Source organism: bacterium, from assembly GCA_030655055.1.
Lineage (GTDB): Bacteria > Edwardsbacteria > AC1 > AC1 > EtOH8 > UBA5202.
The window spans coordinates 1-18,016 of the sequence record JAURWH010000144.1; the positions used below are offsets into that span (position 1 = coordinate 1).

Consider the following 18,016-nt stretch of genomic DNA (forward strand, 5'->3'; position numbering starts at 1 on the left):
CTCAGATCATCGAAAAAAACGGGAAAAAGGAATATGCTGTACTTCCTTATACCGATTATCTAAAGCTCCGTGAGGAACTGGAGGACTACGATGATCTCCGTTGCCTGCGCTCTGCCAAGGCCGCTGAAAACGATGCCCCAACTATCGGCTTGAACGAACTCAAGAAAAAGTTATTCATCCGGGTTAAGCGCACTGTTGGCTGAACTAATTGACGTTACAAAACGTAATGGCAGCTGGCCACCAAGGCCATTGATGCGGCCCTGCAGTGGCAGGAAGTGGCAGGGTAGGGAACCCTAATACTAAAAATCAAAGATAAAATATCAAAAATCAGGTTGCAGCACACCAACTCTTTTTATTGACAACATCACTGATATTTTATTTTTTATATTTAACTTTTGATTTTATTAAGATGGCGATCGAAGGCCCCATAAAAGAACTTAGCCTGATGGACCTGTTCCAGCTGCTGGCCATGTCCCGGAAGTCCGGGGTGCTGACGCTGGACTCGGCCCATGACGTTGGTCAGGTGTTCTTCTCCAACGGCAACATCATCCGGGCCACCCTGCAGCAGAGCTACGAGCGGCTGGGGCAGATAATGCTCAAGGCCGGCAAGGTCACCATTCCCCAGGTGGAGAGGATATTAAAGGACCAGTCGGATTCAAAAGAACGCAAACGGTTCGGGGTATTGGCGGCGGAAAGCGGTTTTGTAACCAAGCCGGCGGTCAAGGAAGCGCTCAAGACACAGGTGGAGGAGGTGGTCTTCGCCATCATGGGCTGGCAGGACGGTTATTTCCGCTTTGAGGAAATGGACCTTTCGGCCGATTCCGACACCGAGCTGCTGCTGGTGACCGAGAACGTGATGATGGAGGTCTCGCGCCGTCTGGATGAATGGTCCAAGATCCATTCCAAGCTCCCCGACCTGGACCTGGTGCTGAGCCTTTCCCCCGGCAGCGAGCTGGCCTCGGGCCGGCTGGATTTGAAGCCCGAAGAATGGCTGATCATGGCCACCATCGACGGCAAGCGGACCGCCCGCCAGGTGATAGAGACCGTGGGCGGACGGGAGTTCGAGACCGCCAAGGTTATCTACGGGCTTTGCGTCACCGGTCTGGTGAGGGCCACGGGGAGAAAGACCGACCTGAAACTTGATCTGCAGGAACCGGAGCAGGACCCCATCAATAAGGGTATAGCCGACCTGAACAGCGGAAAAATTGAAGAGGCCATCGACGCCTTCACCAAGCTTGTCCAAAAAGACCCGGAACAGGCCTATGCCCATCTGTATCTGGGCGAATCCTATTATCTGGCCGAATCCTACGACGAGGCCGTGATGGAATACAAGCTGGCCAGCAAGGGCGAGGAGAACAATCCGGAGATCAATTACTGCCTGGGATTCACCTACGCCCGTCTGGGCCGGCTGGAACTGGCGGTGGAGCGCTGGGAGAAATTCCTGCGATTCGCCGGCGGCGACAAAAGAGCGGAGAAGGTTCGGGACCTGGTGACCCTGGCGGTGCGCTGGGCCGAAGGGCTGGAGGCCAAGGCCCGGATCCAGGCGGGAGCGGCGGAGTCAAAAATCGAATCCGCCCGGCCCGAGGGCGTGCCGGCGGAGCTTTCACCTGAGGTCAAGTCCTGGCTGGAGAAGATGAAGATGACCAGGGAAACCCGGTAAGCCTGAACAGACAGGATTAACATGATTTTTTTTTACGGAGCTTATATATAATTCGGTATTGCCCAAAACTTATTGTTGTACAAGGCCCCTGGGTATATCAGTCGTTAATATAAATAAATCCTGCAAATCCTGTTTAAAAAACATTTCGTTCAAAAGAAAACATTTAAAACAAATATTCCATATCCATGTCTGATCCATTAGATAATAACACCCCGGAACAGATGGTAAACGATCCTTCGTCCCAGCTGTTCGCCTCCCTGGCCGATTTTTACCGGGACAACGGGCTTTACCCCGAAGCCATTGCCATCTGCCAGGCCGGGCTGGAGTCCCAGCCCGACAACATCGAAGGACGGCTGGTGCTGTCCAAGTGCCTGCTGGCCACCAAACAGTATGCTTTGGCCCGGGCCGAGGCGGCCAAAGTGCTTTCGGTGCAGTCCGAACATTCAGAAGCCAAGAAGGTCCTGGCCCAGGCCGATTCCGCGGTGCCGGAGGCGGAGGCGCCGGTGGCCGCTCCGGTGAAAATTGAAACGACAATCATTGCGGAACCTCCATCCCAGGCCAAACCGCCGGAAGAACCGGTCCTGGCTGAGGCGGCAGCCAAACTGGAAGCGCCTCTTCCGGAACCGGTAAAAATACCGGATCCGCCGGCCAGGGAGATCCCTTCCAGCCCGCTGCCGTTGATGGCCGGTCGCACCGATCCCCAGCCTGTCCCTGTCCAAGATACCGGGGACCGGCCGGCGGAAATCCCGCCTGAACCCAAGACTCCGCCGGCAGCATCAGATAAACCTCAGAGATTGGCGGCAGAGGAAGCCACCGAACGGCAGGCCGGGTTCGGAAAGATCATGAACGACCTGGTGCAGACCCCGCAGGTCAAGGCCTGCATGCTGGTGGATGAGAACGGTTTTGCGGTGGCCGATGCCGTTTCCCGTTCGGGGCAAAGCATTTCCGAGGACAGCGCCGCCCTTTCCGCCAACATCTTCAAGACCGCTTTTGAAGCCCTGAAAAAGATAAAACTGGGAGAACTGGAGCGGATAGTGATAGAGACGGGCGATGAGAAGATATTCCTGCGCCAGGCCGGGCGGATGGTGCTGATGATCTCGGCCGATTTCTCGGCCAAGGTGGGATTGGTGATGGTCAACAGCAAACGGGCGGCGGAACAGGCCGAGAATCTGGCCAAAAAAGAACCGAACAGATAATCGTTTAAAACTGCCGGTAAATTCAGAGCAAAAGAAATCATGAAAGAAATACTCAATCAAATAAACGAGATCTCCGGGGTCAAAGGCAGCCTGGTGGTGGACAACGAAGGTCTGGTGGTGGTCTCCAACCTGATGTCGGGAATGGAGGAGAGGACCATCAGCGCCATGGTGGCCGGGATCTATCAGGAGATAATCAAGGCCCTCCGGCCGGAGCAGGGGTCGGAGCTTTCCGGGGTGCAGCTTTCGGCCAGCGAAGGCAGCATCATATTCCTTTGCGCGCCGGAATGCATCCTGACGGTGATAACCGAGCCCGGGGCCAACATCGGACTGGTGTCCATTAAGATGAAAGCCAGCCTGGAACGCCTGATGAAGATATTATGACCAATCTCCAGTTCGTCATATCGGAAGAGATCACCGTGGCGGTGGAGCGGGAGATGACCCTGTACATCAAGGCCTCCCGGGCCAAGTGCGCGATCCTGCTGTCAAAGAACGGGCATCTGATCAGCCAGTCTGGTTACGTGGCCGATTTCAGCCTGCAGTCGATCTCGGCCCTGATCGGGGGCATCTTTTCCTCCACCCAGGCCCTGGCCCGCCTGGTGAAGGAGGAAAAATTCAAAGTGATGTTCCAGGAAGGTTCCAAATGGAATGTTTATTTTTGCCTGGTGGGGGAGCACTTCATCCTGGCCACCATCTTTGACAAATCCACGGTGGTGGGCATGATCCGCCATGCCGCCGCCGAAACCGAAAAAGCGCTGGCCCCGCACCTGGAAAAGACCCTGAGCGACGAAGGCGACAACACACCGCTGGCCGAAGAAGAGACCCCGGGAACGCCGTCCTTCCAGGCCCGGGAAAGCCAGGGGATCGAGCTGCCCGACCTTAATCAGGAAGTGGAGGATGCCCTGTCCAAGCTGTTCTCATAAAACGGATATTCGTCCGCATCAGCCAGAATAAAACACAACATAAAAAATTCCATGTCTTTAATCAACTATTCATCCAAAGAGATCACCTGCAAGATCGTCTATTACGGGCCGGGACGCTGCGGCAAGACCTCAAATCTCCAGTATATCTACGGGAAGATCCCGGACGAGAAGCGGAGTTCCATGGTCAGTCTGGCCACCGAAAAGGACCGCACCTTGTTCTTCGATTTTCTGCCGCTGGAGCTGGGGACCATCGCCGGGTACAAGACCAGGGTCCAGCTTTACACCGTTCCCGGGCAGGTGTTCTACAACTCCACCCGCAAGCTGGTGCTGCAGGGCTCGGATGGGGTGGTGTTCGTGGCCGATTCCCAGGTCGATCAGTGGCAGGAGAACCTGGACAGCCTGCAGAACCTGCGGGATAACCTGGCCGGCCTGGGCATGGACCTTTACAAGATACCGATGGTGATGCAGTACAACAAGCGGGACCTGCCCAACATCATGTCGGTGGCCGACCTGAACACCGGACTCAATTTCAGGCGGGCCCATCATTTTGAAGCCATAGCCACCTCCGGGGTGGGGGTCTTTGACACCTTGAAGACCGTCAGCGCTCTGGTGCTGCAGTCGCTTTCGGCCAAATACAAGAAGTAAATAGAACCATTGGAACCGTCATCTATAAGGAATCCATAAAGGCAGGAAACACCAAGAAATAAGTTCACATAACGTTAAACTCAGTGACCGCGTAAATTGAAAACCGACAGTAAATATATAAAACCCGATGGAACAAAACACCCCTGAAATAGTAAAGACCAACTACGTCTTTCACAACTTCTTTACCGGGCCCAACAACCGCCTGGCGTTTTCGGCTGCCCTTAAGGTGTCCGAGGAGCCGGGAAGGATATACAACCCCCTGGTGATCTACGGCGGCGTGGGCTTGGGAAAGACCCATCTGCTGCATGCGGTGGGCAATGCCGTGGCCCTTTCCCACCCGGAATACAAGATCGAGATGCTGGCCGGAAGCCAGCTGGTGGTGGGCGACCTGGCCCGGGCGGAACAGGCCGACCTGCTGCTCTTCGACGATCTGCATCTGGGATTGCACCAGCGCGATGTCCAGGTGCGGCTGCTGCCGCTGTTCGACCGGATGATCGGCTCGGGCCGTCAGATCGTCATCACCACCGACACTCATCCCCAGAAAATTGAGGCGCTGGATCCCAAATTGTTGTCCCGGTTGCTGGGCGGCGTGTTCGCGGCATTAAAGGAGATCGAGCTCCGGGAAAAAGGGCTGATCCTTTTCAAGAAGGCTGAAGCCCGGGGACAAAAACTTCCGGAGGACGTCCTGCAGTTGATCGCTTCCCGGGTCTCATCCAACGTCCGGGAACTTGAGGGAGCCCTGAACCGGGTGCTGCTGTATTCCTCGCTGATGGAGGGCCCGGTCACCAAGGAGACGGTGGATGAGGCTTTGCCTCAGTCGGTTGCGGCCGAGATCCATCTGGAGCCGGCAGCGGAAGCGATCCCGGATGAGCCGGCGGCCCAGCCGGAAGGAGAGTTCGGGGCCTTTGTTTCCGGGCTGGATGACCGGATGCTGAACATGCTTACCGAACAGCAGGATACAGAAAAGATCCGGCGGGAGTACAAGGAGAAGATCTACATATGGAAGATGAAGGGTTTTAACACCGCCTCGGTGGAACTGTCATTGGACCAGGATATTTCCATCTTGGCTTCGGAATATGACAAATACACGGCCAATGTGGAAAAGCTGATAGACCTGCAGCAGCAATTCGGGCAAATGGCCGGCCAATCCACCCCGGAAGAGATGTCCAGAATTGAGTCGGTGCTGTTTGACCCGGAACAGACGGATAAACTTGAACAATTGGTCAAAAGCCTTGTCCAAAGATTAAGCGGAGGAAAAATAGAAACCACGGGGCAAACGGAAACTATCCGTGAGACTCCGGTCCCGGAGATCCCCCGACCAGAGGCCCCGCCAATGCCGGTCATGTTACCGGAACCAGAAGACCAGCCGGTTACCGCACCGGAGGTCCACCCGGAACCCCAGAACGTAAAATCACCGGAAACCCCGGTTCAATCCAAGTCTGATGACATACTGGCGGAAAAGACCGGGAACATTGAAGAAAACTGGCCCTGGGTGGAAGACCGGTTAATGGAAGAATTTTAATTCATTATTTTGATCTGACCAATGGCCATAAAAGGATCCTTTAAGGAAATAAGCCTGCCCGATGTCCTTCAACTGTTGTCGGTGGGACACAAGACCGGATGTTTGAAGGTCACCGACGGCAAGAACTTCGGCAGCATATTTTTCAACGACGGAAAGATATGCTACAGCAGCCTGTTGAACCGGCCCGACCGGCTGGGCGACCGCCTGCTGTCCCGGGGCTTCATAACCAATTCCCAGCTGGAGGAGGCTCTTAAAGCTCAGCAGGCGGATCCGGACGGCCGCCGGCTGGGCGACATCCTGATCCATCTGGGGCTTTTGACCAAGCAGGATCTGGAGTCCGATGTCATCCGGCAGATCGCCGACGCCATATTCTATCTGCTGCGCTGGGAAGAGGGTGATTTCTTCTTTGAGCCGGACACCCTGCCCACCGAAGAGAGCATCACCGTATCGTTGGATGTCCTGAACCTGCTGCTGGAGGAGGCCCGCCGGATAGACGAATGGAAGAACCTGGAGGCCAAACTGCCGGGGGCCCAGATAATACTGGAAAGGCTTATTCTGGAAGGCGCCCAGCAGGTGGAGATGGAACTGAACGAGGAAGAACGCCAGGTGATGCAGCTGATAGACGGCCGCCGCACCATGGGCGAGGTAATGGAGGCTTCTTCGCTGGGGGAATTCCTGACCTCCAAGGTCATTTACGGTTTGCTGCGGGCGGGGCTGGTCAAGCGGGGCAACGAGCGGGCCCGGACCGCGGCCGGGGCCGGGATGGGAGCCGTGGACGAACACCGCAACCTGGGGATCGCCTTTTACAAGACCCAGATGTATGAGGAAGCCTACCGGGAATACCGGAGGATAGTGGAGATCAAGCCCGATGAAGCCGATGCCCGTTTCTATCTGGGTTTGATCCATTTCCGCAAGGAGGAATACGCCGAGGCCGCCACCGAATTCCTGGAGGCCATCGCCATTGAACCCAAAAAAGCCTGCAGTTACAATAACCTGGGGCTGGCCCTGGAAGCCATGGGCGAGTATGAAGACGCCACCCGCCAGTACAAAAAGGCTTTGGAGATGGACCCGGAAAGTTTGACGCCCAAACTCAACCTGGCCCACCTGGCCTGCCGCAAAAAGGAGTGGGGTTCTGCCCGGGATCAATTGCTGTCCCTGGAACAGCAGGCGAAGAAAACCCTGTTGGGAAGTTTTTTGCTGGGGCTGGCGGCCTACCGCAGCAATCAGTGGGATCAGGCCATAGAACACTGGCAGGAGTGCTCCCAAAGCGGACGGACCAATCCCGCTTCCGAAAACAATATCGCCGCCCTCTGGCAGGCCCGGGGTCAGGTGGAAGAAGCGGAACGCCACTATCAGGCGGCGCTCAAGGTCTCCCCGGAGAACAGGACTCTGTTGCACAATCTTTCCGAACTGTATTACCGCAACAGTCTGTGGGCCCAGGCGGTGGAGGTGCTTTCCCGGGTGGCCGGGATGGGTCTGGCGGATGTCCAGCAGCTGTACAAGCTGGGAAACCTGTGCCTTAAACAGGGTCAAAAGGACAATGCGGTAAAATGGTGGAAAAAGGCGCTGGAATTGGATCCCTCCAACCAGATGATCAGGCGCAACCTTGATCTGGCCGAAAAAAGGTAACGATTCTGCCACAAAGACACAAAGTCACTAATGATTATAAAATTAGCTTGGAACTAAATTCCAAATACGTTTACTTCGAGTTTATTTGTAAAAATATTATGAAAGAATATGCTTTAAAATGCCATTTAAGAATGAATCCAAGGTTAAATCCCTATTTGTGCCTTGGTGTCTTAGTGGCTATAAGTAGTTAAAATAATGATATTCAAAGACGCCATCACTGATCCCCAGTTGATGGAACTGGCCAAAATGATAAACGCCGAGACCGGCTTTGACATTTTGCAATACAAGGAACGGCCGTTAAAAAGGCGCCTGGCCGTCCGTCTGAGAGCCTGCCAGCTCAATACTTATCCTGAATATGCCAAAAGGCTGGCCCAGGACAAGACCGAGTACCCCAAATTGCTGGATGCCCTGACCATCAATGTCACCAATTTTTACCGCAATCCGGAAACCTTTAAAGCGATCTCAGCCGGGGTGATGCCTTTGCTGGCTGGCCAATCCGACCCGAGCCGCCCTCTGACGATCTGGAGCGCCGGCTGTTCCTCGGGGGAAGAACCTTACAGTCTGGCCATTTTGTGGCGGGAGTTCGCCGCCGGAAGCGGCGCCAGCCGCCCTTGCCGGATACTGGCCACGGATATCGACCGTCAGAGCATGGAGAAGGCCCGGCAGGGAATTTATGACCAGAACAGCATGAATGAGATCCCTCCCGAGCTGGTAAAAAAATATTTCAACATCTCAGCAAAAAGCTATTTTCTGAGCGATGATATCAAGCGGATGGTGGAATACCGGCATTTTGATCTGCTGGAACCGTCGCCTTATACCGGCCTGGACCTGATATTGTGCCGCAATGTGCTGATCTACTTTTCCCGCCAGGCCCAGGAGTTCATCTTCGAAAGTTTCAAAAAAAGCCTGAGGCCCGGTGGTTTTTTGGTGCTGGGCAAAGTGGAAACCCTGTTCGGTCAGGTCAAAGAATCATTTACTCCGTATGATCCCAAGGAACGGATATACCGGCTTAACGGATAAAATCGCATAAAAAATTGTCAAACGAAGTCATAGTCAAAATAGCGGATCTGAGGGTGGACCGGGATCCGGCCATCATCACCACCCACGGGCTGGGCTCCTGTCTGGCCATCATGCTGTATGACCCGGAGACCAGGGTCGGGGGGTTGGCCCATGTGATGCTGCCGACTCCGGACCTAAGCCGGCTTAAAGCCCAGCCGGGGAAGTGCCCCCAAACTGCAATAGAGCAGATGCTTTTGGAGATGGAAGGACTGGGCTGCCAGCGTTTCAGGATCAGGGCCAAGCTGGCCGGCGGGTCAACCATGTTCGCCGGTCTGCTGTTGAACCGCCGGGACGGAGGGACCAACATCGGCCAGCGGAATGCCCAGGAGACCAAAAGGGTGCTTAATTCCCTGAACATTCCCATCGCGGCCGAGGACATCGGAGGAGATTACGGCCGTTCCGTGGAATTCATGCTTTCATCGGGCACCGTTCTGGTGCGGTCGTTCAAGGCGGGCCTTAAGGAAATATAACCAAATTTCAATCAGGTGACTTTGGGCAACTTAATCAGACTTGCTTTAACCAATTCTTAACTTACTGCAAAAATGACTGCTTCAAAAAATAATATACGGGTCCTGGTGGTGGACGATTCCGCCTTAATGCGGAAAATGGTGGGCGACATAATATCCACCACGCCCGGATTGGAACTGGCCGGCACCGCCAACGATGGTTTGGAATGCCTGGCCCAGGTCAAAAAACTCAGGCCCGATGTGGTGACCCTGGATATCGAGATGCCGGTGATGGATGGGCTGAAGGCCCTGGCCCGCCTGATGAGCGAGACCCCGGTGGCGGTTTTGATCCTCTCGGCCCATGCGGTGGAGGGCGCCGAGGCCACCCTGCTGGCCCTGGAACTGGGGGCGGTAGATTTCGTCACCAAGCCTTCCGGCTCCATCTCCCTGGATATAGAAAAGGTCCGGCAGCAACTGGTGGAAAAGATAACCATGGCGGCCGGGGTGGACCTGGATAAATTAAAGAACCAGCGCCACAAGAGGGCCGAGCCGGCATCGGCCGTTGCCCACTCCCCGGCCCACGGACAGAAAATAGTGGCCATCGGTTCATCCACCGGCGGCACCCGGGCCCTGGCCGAGATCCTTCCCAAACTACCAGCAGATATCAACGCCGGATTGATCCTTATCCAGCACATGCCGGTGGGCTTCACCAAGTCTTTGGCGGAAAGGCTTTCCTCCCGCAGCCGGATCATGGTCCAGGAGGCCAAAGAGGGAGATGCCATCAAGCCCGGGCTGGCACTGCTGGTTCCGGCCGACTACCATCTGACCGTTGACCCTTCCGGACAGAGGATCCAGCTTAACCAGGATCCGCCCCGTTTCGGGGTCCGGCCATCGGTGGACGTGACCATGGAATCACTGGCGGCCAGCGCCAAACTGCCCTTGGTGGGAGTGATATTGACCGGGATGGGGCATGACGGGGCCAAGGGAATGGCGGCCATCAAACGGCAGGGCGGGCATACCATCGCCGAGGACCGCAGCACCTGCGTGGTCTTTGGAATGCCGAAATCAGCGATTGAGACTGGGATGGTGGACCTGGTACTGCCGCTGGACCAGATACCCGCGGCCATAATCTCGGCCTGTTCTTGAAATGATATGGAACCAACCCACGAAACACACGAAAAGGCACGAAAATAGTTAAATATTTTTAGTGTTTTTAGTGGGCAAAGTAAAAAAGGGGGATGCTGAAATGCCGGTGCTGGAAGATATCGTCAAGGATTACCAGGGAAAGATCTCGGCCCTAAAGGAACGGCTCAAGGTTCCCGAGGCCAAGGGGCAGGAGGGGCAGATGGAGCGCGAGATCCGCGAACTTTACAAGGACATTGCCATAGCCCTAAAGCACCTTTTGAGCCTGCAGGACTCCGTCAAAACCCTGATCTCGGCCTACAAGTCGGCCCCGGTCAGCGAGGACCAGTCCAAACTGATGATCCGTTCCTTTGTGGAGACCATGCGCACCGACAGCCTGGGCAGTTCCACCTATGTGGCCGAAGGCTGGAACCAGATCTGCAGCGGGGAATATGAAAAAGCAATAGTTTCACTGGCCAACGCGGTCAAGCTGAACCCCACCGACACCAAGGCCATGGGTCTGTTGGGCTGGGCCTACAGTTATCAGGGGAACTACGACCAGGCTTTGGAGATCTGTCTTAAGGTTTTGCAGCTGGAGCCCAGCAACGATGCGGTGCGCAACAACCTGGGATTCGTCTGCCTTAAAAAACAGATCTACGGCGAGGCCATCGAACATTTCAGCCGGGTGCTTAAATCCGGCAAGGACCGGACGGCGGTGCTCTACTCCCATTATTACATGGGTTTGGTCTATCTGGAGCGGCAGATGCTGGATGACGCCATTTTCTTCTTTTCCAAGGCCACGGTACTGGGGCCGAATCTGATTGAAGCCTACTACCACCTGGGGCAGGCTTATTACCATAAAAAGATGCCGGGGGCGGCCATCAGGGAATGGGAGAAATGCATCAAACTCTCGCCCGGCAACTGGTGGTCCAAGGAAGCCCAGGAGCAGATAGATACTTTGAAAAGCGAGGAAGGCTGAAATTGGGGGAAACCGACGGCAAAGCCCTGATAGTCCGCTCCGGAGCAGAGTTCTATGCCCTGAACATGATGGCGGTTCAGGAGGTGGTCTATCACCCCGACATCACCTTCCTGCCCCGATGCAGCGGCTGCATCACCGGAATGTGCCTCTGGCAGGACAAGCAGGTGCCAGTGGCCGACCTGGGCTTGTTCCTGGGAAGCACCCAGCCGGCCCCCACCGGTGACCTGGTGATCATGGTCACTGCCGGAAACGAGACCGGGTTGTTGGTGGAAGAGATCGGCCCCATCGTGGACATTCCCCTTGATTCCCTGATCTCGGTGGACAAGAATTTCATTCCGGACCAGGAAAAAGTACTGCAGGCTTTTGAACACCAGGGGAAGCTGGTATTTTTAATCGAGACCAGGGCTTTGATCAAACAGCTGGCCCAGTGATCTAAATAGGTGATCTGACCTGTGTTTTGGGCCATAACCCCGGAACCGGAAAACAAAATCATACAAGCCAAAAATCGCGGAGATTGATACATTATGAACAACAGATCCAAATGGCAGAGCCTTTACGCCTGGGCGGTAACTGCCCTGGGCCTGGGCTTGCTGTTCTATATGCTGAAAGGCGGGATAGGGGTGCCGCTATGGCTGCTGCTGACCCTTTTGGCTATAGGCACCGGGAGCCAGTGGTTTACCGTGGCCCTGCCCGGCGGAGTGCATGTCTCACTGGACCTGGTAATGGTCTACTTCACTTTTCTGGTCTGGGGTCCGGCCCCGGCGGTACTGGTCATTGCCGTCAGCTCCATCTTCCACCAGATCAGGCGGAAAAAGCCCTGGCAAAGGGTCTTCTTTATCGGGGGTCAGTTCGTAATGGCCACGTTTTTGATGTCCCAGGCTTTCATCCTGCTTAATGGCCGGGGCGGGGCCGATGTCCTGGGGTGGCTCAATATTCCGGTATTGATAGGCGTTTTGCTGGTTTATGTTGTGGTCAATGATTTTATGGTGGGAAGTTACCATGTGATCACCGGCGACTTCGGCTGGTCCGAAACCCTGAACATGGCCATGGCCGACCTGAAGATCAATCTGATCCTGGCCCCCATCTCCATTCTGGCGGTGTTCCTCTATTCCCGGCTGGGCTGGATAGGCCTTTTGGCCATGCTGGTCCCGGCCGTGATCATCGGCTGGTCGGTGATGACCCTGCTCAAGTCACAAGAAAAAGAAAACAGCATCAGCATCGAATCCAAACTGATCTCCAGCTTCGCCATCGTTCTTTTTTCCGCCCTGACCTTGGTCACCGGCATAGTGCTGGTGACGATGTTCAATGCGCTGACCGGATTCTTGCAGCAGGAAATGCTGGTAAGCGACCAGGCCCAATTCTACGCCGATATCATTACTCCTCTTTTCCAGAAAATGCTGACCAACGTGGTGGTTTTACTGCTGATTACTTTCCTGGTGGTCATCTTTTTGATCCGGAACATGATCCGCCGGATGGTCTCCCAGCCCATCGGCCAGCTGGGCGACATGCTGAAGGACCTGGCCGAAAGCTCGGCCGATCTCACCCGCCGGGTGCAGTATTCGGCCAATGATGAAATAGGCAGGCTGGGACTTCATTTTAACAGTTTTGCCGCCCGGCTGGAAGAACTGGTCCGGATAGTTATGAACACAGCCAACAACGTGGCCGCCACCTCCGAGGAACTGGCGGCATCCACCCAGGAGATGAGCGCTTCACAGCAGGAGATCTCCGCCACCCTGCAGAGGGTCTCCCAGGGATCGGTCACCCAGGTCTCATCGGTCAAGGAGACCAAGGATGCCATCAACGAAATATCCTCCTCGGTGGACGAAGTGAATTTGAGCGCCCAGGAAGCGGCCAAATCGGCCAGCCAGGCTTTGGGCATGGCTTCGGAGGGCGAGCGGGCCATGACCGCCATCACCGAACAGATGGGCAAGATCGACGACACCATGACCCGGCTTTCATTTGTGATCGGGGGGCTGGAGAAGAAGACCGGGGAGATCAGCCAGATAACCGAACTGATCTCGGCCGTGGCCTGGCGCACCAATCTGCTGGCCCTGAACGCGGCCATCGAGGCGGCCCGGGCCGGCGAGTCGGGCCGTGGTTTTGCGGTGGTGGCCGGCGAGGTGAAAAAACTGGCCGAGCGGACCGCTTCCGCCACCAAACAGATCGACGGCCTGATCAAGGAGATCCAGTCCGAGACCATTCAGACTGTCAGCGCCATGCGGGAGGGCCTGGTGGAAGTGGGCAACGGCAAACAACTGGCCGAGAACGGGAACAAGGCCTTTTTCCAGATCATCGAGACGGTTAAAAATTCATCCGAGGGATCGCTGAAGATATCCCAGACCACCGAAGGGCAGGTGGAGGGGGCCAAGCGGATAGTGCTGGCCATAGAGCAGGTGGAGGCGGTGGCCGAGGAAACGGCTTCGGGCATGGAGCAGACCGCGGCCGCCCACCAGGAACAGATGGCCTCCATGGAGGAGATGACCGCCAGCGCCCAGGAACTGGCCCGGGCCGCCGAGGAAATGAAACGGCTGGTAGGAAACTTTACTGTTAAGGAGGGCCAGGGAAAATGATGCCGGAGAAAAAACTGAAACTGGCCCTGGCTCTGCCGGACCTGCTGTCCTTGTTCTTCGGGGTGCCGTTTTTGATGTATTTCGTCAGCCGGGTGGCGGCCTTTCCCCCCCAGGCCAACCGGGTGATGCTCTGGGCCGGGATCCCGATCTCTCTGCTGCTGGCCGCTTTGACCCAGGTCTGGAACCGGAAGCGGATGAGATCCGTCACTTTATTTTTATCCAGTCCGCTGCCCGATCCCCAGACCGCCACTGCGGCCTTCAAGTCGGCCCTGGATTTTCCCCTGGTTTCGGCTGTGCACATGGCGGTCAATTTCCTGGTAGCAGTTCCGGTGATCTGGCTGATCGTGGCCCTGCTGGCCCAGGCCGCCAATTTCTGGTACATTTTGCTGTATTCCGTGGTAACAGCGCTGGTATTGGGCGCGTTGATCTTTTTAGCGGAAGAGTTTTTGCTTAAGGACATTGTCAGCCGTCTGGCCATACTGCATTTGGGGCGCCAGTCGGAGGTCATCAAAAGAACATTCCGGATATCCCTGACCTACCGGCTGATATCCCTGTTCCTGGTGGTGATGCTGTTATCCCTTTCTTTCGGGGTGATGATGGGGCGGTTGAACCAGCTGACCCTGGTCGCCCTGATCGGACTGGCAGCCACTGTGATCATTGCCTATCTGGCTTCCAGAAACATAACCGGCGTCATTGACTCCCTGGTGCAGGCCTTGTCCGAGATCAGCGGTGACAACCGGGGACTGGGACGCCATCTTCCGCTTTTGGCCAATAACGAACTGGGGGACCTGTGCCACCAGTACAATCAGTTTGTCGACCTGCTGGACCGGCTGGTCACCGACATCGAAAAAGTGGCGGCCGAGGTGGCGGCCAGCGCCCAGGAACTGGCCTCTTCCTCCCAGCAGATGAACGCCTCGGGGCAGGAGATCTCTTCCACCATCCAGCAGATATCCAAGGGAGCCACCGTCCAGTCGGAACGGCTGACCTCGGTGGCCAAGTCCCTGCAGGACTTTTCCGAAGCCGCCAAGCGGATAGATTCCCAGGTGCGGATGACCACGGTCTCTTCCCAAAGGGCGGTGGATTCATCGCAGCAGGGGGCGGCCAAAACTTCGGAGGCGGTGCTGAAAATTGCGGAGATCTATCAATCGGCCGACCAGACCAGCCAGAAGGTGGTCAAGCTGCAGCAGAAATCCAAGGAGATAGGCGGAGTGGCGGCCCTGGTCTCCAACCTGGCCCAGCAGATAGATTTTCTGGCCCTGAACGCGGCCATCGAGGCGGCCCGGGCCGGCGAGGCCGGCAAGGGGTTCTCGGTGGTGGCCGACGAGATCCGTTCCCTGGCGGTGGAGGCGGGTAATTCGGCCCAACAGGCCTCATCCCTGATCCGGGACATCGAAGCCGAGATAGCCAAAACGGTGGAGGTGATCGCCCAGACCCAGCAGTCCATTGAAAACAGCCGGACCAGCGTGGACCAGACGGAGCAGGCTCTCAAGGTCATCAACAGCACGGTAACGGTGGCCGGCACCATGGTCAAGCAGATCTCGGAATCCAGCCGGGCCCAGACCAAAAGCGCCGGACAGGTGGTGCAGCTGGCCTCGGAAGTGTCGGCCATAGCCATAGAGACCGCGGCCTCCACCGAAGAAGTGGCGGCGGCGGTGGAGCAGCAGACCGCTTCCATGGAGGAACTTTCGGCTGTGGCCCAGACCCTTTCCCATACCGCTGTCAAAATGAACAGCCTGGTGGCCAGGTTCAAATCGACCAAACAATAATATCATGCGACTGCTGACCTTTAAAATAGGCCCGGCCCGGCTGGCCCTTAAGGTTGACGCCATCATTTCGGTGGGGCTGGACAAAAAGGATGACGGCCTTAATAAACCAGGTAGTTTGAAGGTGGATCTGGCCAAGCTCTTGGGGTTATCCTGTTGCGGATCTCAAAACCAGGCCGTGATCAAATGCAGCCATCAGAATCAATCATTCGAAATCACCGCCGATGAAGTGCTGGGCCTGGAGGATATTGACCCTTCCCGGCACCTGCCCTGGCCTGCCGTCCTGGCTTTCATGGGTAATTATTCCGGGGTGGCTTTGGCCGCCGGACAGACCTTTCTGGACATAAACCTGGAAGCCATTTTGACCGGTTTGAAAAAATGAAGGAAAGGATCGGCAATTATCAGATAAGCTCGGTGCTTTCCAGCGGAGGCATGGCCACGATCTATCTGGGGCGGCATTCCGAGCTGGGCCGGCCGGTGGTGATCAAACAGCTCCACCCCCATCTGGCCAACGACCAGGGTTTCGTCAAAAGGTTTGAACGCGAGGCCAAACTGCTGGGACGGCTGCATCACGAGAACATTGTGGATGTGACCGACTATTTTGAGTTGGAAGGCTCATATTACATAATCCTGGAATACATTGACGGTTGTTCTTTAAAGGAACTGTTGGACCAGCAGCATAAACTTCCTTTTTTACTGGCGGTCTATGTGGTGGGGCAGATAGCCCACGGCCTTTGGCATGCCCATCAGAACCAGATCATCCACCGGGATATCAAGCCGGCCAATATCATGCTGACCAAAGGGGGCGGGGTTAAAATAACCGATTTCGGGCTGGCCTATGCCCAGGAGGCCCTGGGAATAACCGATCCCGGGACCTTTGTGGGAACCCCGGCCTATCTGGCTCCGGAACAGATAAAAGGGCAGTCGGCCGATGCCCAGTCCGATATCTACGCCCTGGGGGTGATGTTCTACGAGATGCTTTCCGGGGGCAACCCCTTTGCCGGCCAGACCCACTCCGAGACCATAGACCGGACCCTGCGGCTGGTTCCCAAAAGCCTGGCCCGGCAGGATTCCGAACTGCCGCTGGGGGTGGACTCGGTAATTCAGAAGCTTTTGGACAAGAATCCCAAGCACCGGTACGGTGATGCCGGAAAACTTTTGGCCGGACTGACGCCCTACCAGATGGGCAGTCCCGAAGCGCTGTCCCGCTATATCAGCGCACCCCTGAGTTATGTTCCCCGGCAGGAGGACCTGACCCTGATAAAAAAAATGGCCCGGGCCGAGCGGCGGATCTTTGTGGTGCGCCAGACCCTTTTGGTTGCGACCCTGGCGGCGTTGATGGTATTTTCCGGAAGCTGGGTCTATCAAAATATCAGGGGATACATCGCCAGCCGCAAAGCCAATGCCAATGTGCCCCGGCCTGATCCCCTTAACTTGAACCCTCCGGATACCGGCAGACCGGCGATCCCTCAGCAAACGGTTTTGGTGTCGGGAACGGAAGGGGCGGAGGTATCCATAAACGGCCGCGATTACGGCAGAATTCCATTGACCGTCCAAAATCTGGATCCGGGACAGCACCGGGTTATGATCACCAAAGACGGCTTTGAGGCTAAACAGATCGACATCAGGCTGAACCCCGGCCAGAGCCTTAACCTTAAGGCCGATCTGGCACCCCAGCATCTTGATCCAGGTTTCCTTAAGCTATCGGTAAAACCCTGGGCCGAGATATACATCAATGGCCGCTATTACGAACGCACTCCGCTGGACAATCCGGTAAAACTCGCCCCCGGCCAGTATCAATTGATCTTAAGGCATCCCAACCGCAGGGAGTACCTCAGTGCGCTCTCAATAAAGCCGGGCGACACCTTGTCGCTGGAGGTGACCATGCCGGAGGCCTTTGGACACTTAAGGCTTACCGTTTCCCCCTGGGCCGTGGTCTTTATTGACGGCGAGGAGATGGGAACCACTCCAATGGGGGCTCCTCTAAAATTATCCATCGGAGAGCACGAACTGAAACTTTTGGGGCCGTCGGGGAAAGAATGGAGGGAAAACCTGAACATCGAAGAGGACAAGACACTGGACCGTAATATAATATTGCAATGAGAAAAATATTCTTCATATCTTTATTGCTGACCTGGACTGCCGGATCCCAACCGTCTTATGCTCAAAGCGTAAACTATCTGGGTACGGTGGTGGCCTCATACGAGAGGGGTTATTATAATGAGGTGGTCGCCAATGCCCAGAAAGCGCTGGCAGATACTGCGGTCTATACCCCCAGTGACATGGTCTATCTGCGCACCTATCTGGCTTTTTCCCTGGTTGCGCTTGGTGACGACGACCAGGCGGCGGTTGTATTCAAGGCCATCCTGGTCTCCAAGCCAAAATTGGAATTGAACCCGGAATTTGTCTCTCCCAAGATAATCAGCGTTTTCAAACGTGCCCAGCTGGAGACCGCCCAAAGCCAGGGACAAACGGGAGTTCAGGCCGGGATGATCTTTGATAAGG

Annotated in this window: 18 protein-coding genes; all 18 read left to right on the plus strand. The window is 55.9% G+C overall.

Features of this window, described 5'->3' with window-relative positions; translation table 11 throughout:
* Positions 1-203 (plus strand): type II toxin-antitoxin system Phd/YefM family antitoxin (locus Q7U71_06725; GenBank protein ID MDO9391449.1); only part of this gene is annotated, 203 nt, incomplete at its 5' end.
* 206 nt (positions 204-409) lie between these two features.
* Positions 410-1,660: a DUF4388 domain-containing protein gene (locus Q7U71_06730; protein MDO9391450.1), complete on the plus strand. Its 1,251-nt coding sequence runs from the start codon at positions 410-412 to the stop codon at positions 1,658-1,660.
* Between the two features lie 185 nt (positions 1,661-1,845).
* Positions 1,846-2,856, plus strand: a complete 1,011-nt coding sequence (locus Q7U71_06735) for a roadblock/LC7 domain-containing protein (protein ID MDO9391451.1) — start codon at positions 1,846-1,848, stop codon at positions 2,854-2,856.
* A 39-nt stretch (positions 2,857-2,895) separates the two neighbouring features.
* Positions 2,896-3,237, plus strand: a complete 342-nt coding sequence (locus tag Q7U71_06740; GenBank protein MDO9391452.1) for a roadblock/LC7 domain-containing protein — start codon at positions 2,896-2,898, stop codon at positions 3,235-3,237.
* Positions 3,234-3,776 (plus strand): roadblock/LC7 domain-containing protein, encoded by a 543-nt coding sequence (locus Q7U71_06745; protein ID MDO9391453.1) that lies wholly within the window; start codon positions 3,234-3,236, stop codon positions 3,774-3,776. The genes Q7U71_06740 and Q7U71_06745 overlap by 4 nt, the downstream gene beginning before the upstream one ends.
* A 51-nt stretch (positions 3,777-3,827) precedes the next feature.
* On the plus strand, positions 3,828-4,421 hold the full coding sequence (locus Q7U71_06750) for a GTPase domain-containing protein (GenBank protein ID MDO9391454.1): 594 nt from the start codon (positions 3,828-3,830) through the stop codon (positions 4,419-4,421).
* A 127-nt stretch (positions 4,422-4,548) separates the two neighbouring features.
* Entirely contained in the window at positions 4,549-5,943 is a 1,395-nt protein-coding gene (locus Q7U71_06755) for a DnaA/Hda family protein (protein MDO9391455.1), read from the plus strand.
* A gap of 21 nt (positions 5,944-5,964) precedes the next feature.
* A complete protein-coding gene (locus Q7U71_06760; GenBank protein ID MDO9391456.1) occupies positions 5,965-7,572 on the plus strand; it encodes a tetratricopeptide repeat protein in 1,608 nt (535 codons plus the stop codon).
* A 195-nt stretch (positions 7,573-7,767) separates the two neighbouring features.
* Positions 7,768-8,592, plus strand: coding sequence for a protein-glutamate O-methyltransferase CheR (locus tag Q7U71_06765; protein ID MDO9391457.1), 825 nt, complete (start codon positions 7,768-7,770; stop codon positions 8,590-8,592).
* 14 nt (positions 8,593-8,606) lie between these two features.
* On the plus strand, positions 8,607-9,101 hold the full coding sequence (locus Q7U71_06770) for a chemotaxis protein CheD (protein MDO9391458.1): 495 nt from the start codon (positions 8,607-8,609) through the stop codon (positions 9,099-9,101).
* Positions 9,102-9,173: 72 nt separating this feature from the next.
* Positions 9,174-10,223 carry a chemotaxis response regulator protein-glutamate methylesterase gene (locus Q7U71_06775; GenBank protein MDO9391459.1) on the plus strand — a complete coding sequence of 350 codons (1,050 nt, stop codon included), beginning with the start codon at positions 9,174-9,176 and terminating at the stop codon, positions 10,221-10,223.
* 100 nt (positions 10,224-10,323) lie between these two features.
* Entirely contained in the window at positions 10,324-11,178 is an 855-nt protein-coding gene (locus Q7U71_06780) for a tetratricopeptide repeat protein (protein MDO9391460.1), read from the plus strand.
* 2 nt (positions 11,179-11,180) lie between these two features.
* Positions 11,181-11,609: a chemotaxis protein CheW gene (locus Q7U71_06785; GenBank protein ID MDO9391461.1), complete on the plus strand. Its 429-nt coding sequence runs from the start codon at positions 11,181-11,183 to the stop codon at positions 11,607-11,609.
* Between the two features lie 93 nt (positions 11,610-11,702).
* The gene (locus tag Q7U71_06790; GenBank protein ID MDO9391462.1) at positions 11,703-13,748 is read left to right on the plus strand and encodes a methyl-accepting chemotaxis protein; all 2,046 of its coding nucleotides are present in this window, start codon (positions 11,703-11,705) and stop codon (positions 13,746-13,748) included.
* Positions 13,745-15,514, plus strand: coding sequence for a methyl-accepting chemotaxis protein (locus Q7U71_06795; protein ID MDO9391463.1), 1,770 nt, complete (start codon positions 13,745-13,747; stop codon positions 15,512-15,514). Before Q7U71_06790 ends, Q7U71_06795 begins: the two co-directional genes overlap by 4 nt.
* 4 nt (positions 15,515-15,518) lie before the next feature.
* A complete protein-coding gene (locus Q7U71_06800) occupies positions 15,519-15,893 on the plus strand; it encodes a hypothetical protein (GenBank protein MDO9391464.1) in 375 nt (124 codons plus the stop codon).
* Positions 15,890-17,614, plus strand: coding sequence for a serine/threonine-protein kinase (locus tag Q7U71_06805; protein MDO9391465.1), 1,725 nt, complete (start codon positions 15,890-15,892; stop codon positions 17,612-17,614). The genes Q7U71_06800 and Q7U71_06805 overlap by 4 nt, the downstream gene beginning before the upstream one ends.
* Positions 17,611-18,016, plus strand: a 406-nt coding sequence (locus Q7U71_06810) for a hypothetical protein (protein MDO9391466.1), incomplete at its 3' end; no start/stop codon positions are given. The genes Q7U71_06805 and Q7U71_06810, both read left to right, overlap by 4 nt.

What these genes read in the sequence shown, in the direction of transcription:
- Q7U71_06795 (MDO9391463.1), top strand. Translation starts at nt 13,745, where the DNA reads ATGATGCCGGAGAAAAAACTGAAACTGGCCCTGGCTCTGCCGGACCTG.
- Q7U71_06780 (MDO9391460.1), top strand. Translation starts at nt 10,324, where the DNA reads ATGCCGGTGCTGGAAGATATCGTCAAGGATTACCAGGGAAAGATCTCG.
- Q7U71_06800 (MDO9391464.1), top strand. Translation starts at nt 15,519, where the DNA reads ATGCGACTGCTGACCTTTAAAATAGGCCCGGCCCGGCTGGCCCTTAAG.
- Q7U71_06755 (MDO9391455.1), top strand. Translation starts at nt 4,549, where the DNA reads ATGGAACAAAACACCCCTGAAATAGTAAAGACCAACTACGTCTTTCAC.
- Q7U71_06745 (MDO9391453.1), top strand. Translation starts at nt 3,234, where the DNA reads ATGACCAATCTCCAGTTCGTCATATCGGAAGAGATCACCGTGGCGGTG.
- Q7U71_06790 (MDO9391462.1), top strand. Translation starts at nt 11,703, where the DNA reads ATGAACAACAGATCCAAATGGCAGAGCCTTTACGCCTGGGCGGTAACT.
- Q7U71_06735 (MDO9391451.1), top strand. Translation starts at nt 1,846, where the DNA reads ATGTCTGATCCATTAGATAATAACACCCCGGAACAGATGGTAAACGAT.
- Q7U71_06775 (MDO9391459.1), top strand. Translation starts at nt 9,174, where the DNA reads ATGACTGCTTCAAAAAATAATATACGGGTCCTGGTGGTGGACGATTCC.
- Q7U71_06760 (MDO9391456.1), top strand. Translation starts at nt 5,965, where the DNA reads ATGGCCATAAAAGGATCCTTTAAGGAAATAAGCCTGCCCGATGTCCTT.
- Q7U71_06750 (MDO9391454.1), top strand. Translation starts at nt 3,828, where the DNA reads ATGTCTTTAATCAACTATTCATCCAAAGAGATCACCTGCAAGATCGTC.
- Q7U71_06730 (MDO9391450.1), top strand. Translation starts at nt 410, where the DNA reads ATGGCGATCGAAGGCCCCATAAAAGAACTTAGCCTGATGGACCTGTTC.
- Q7U71_06740 (MDO9391452.1), top strand. Translation starts at nt 2,896, where the DNA reads ATGAAAGAAATACTCAATCAAATAAACGAGATCTCCGGGGTCAAAGGC.
- Q7U71_06765 (MDO9391457.1), top strand. Translation starts at nt 7,768, where the DNA reads ATGATATTCAAAGACGCCATCACTGATCCCCAGTTGATGGAACTGGCC.
- Q7U71_06805 (MDO9391465.1), top strand. Translation starts at nt 15,890, where the DNA reads ATGAAGGAAAGGATCGGCAATTATCAGATAAGCTCGGTGCTTTCCAGC.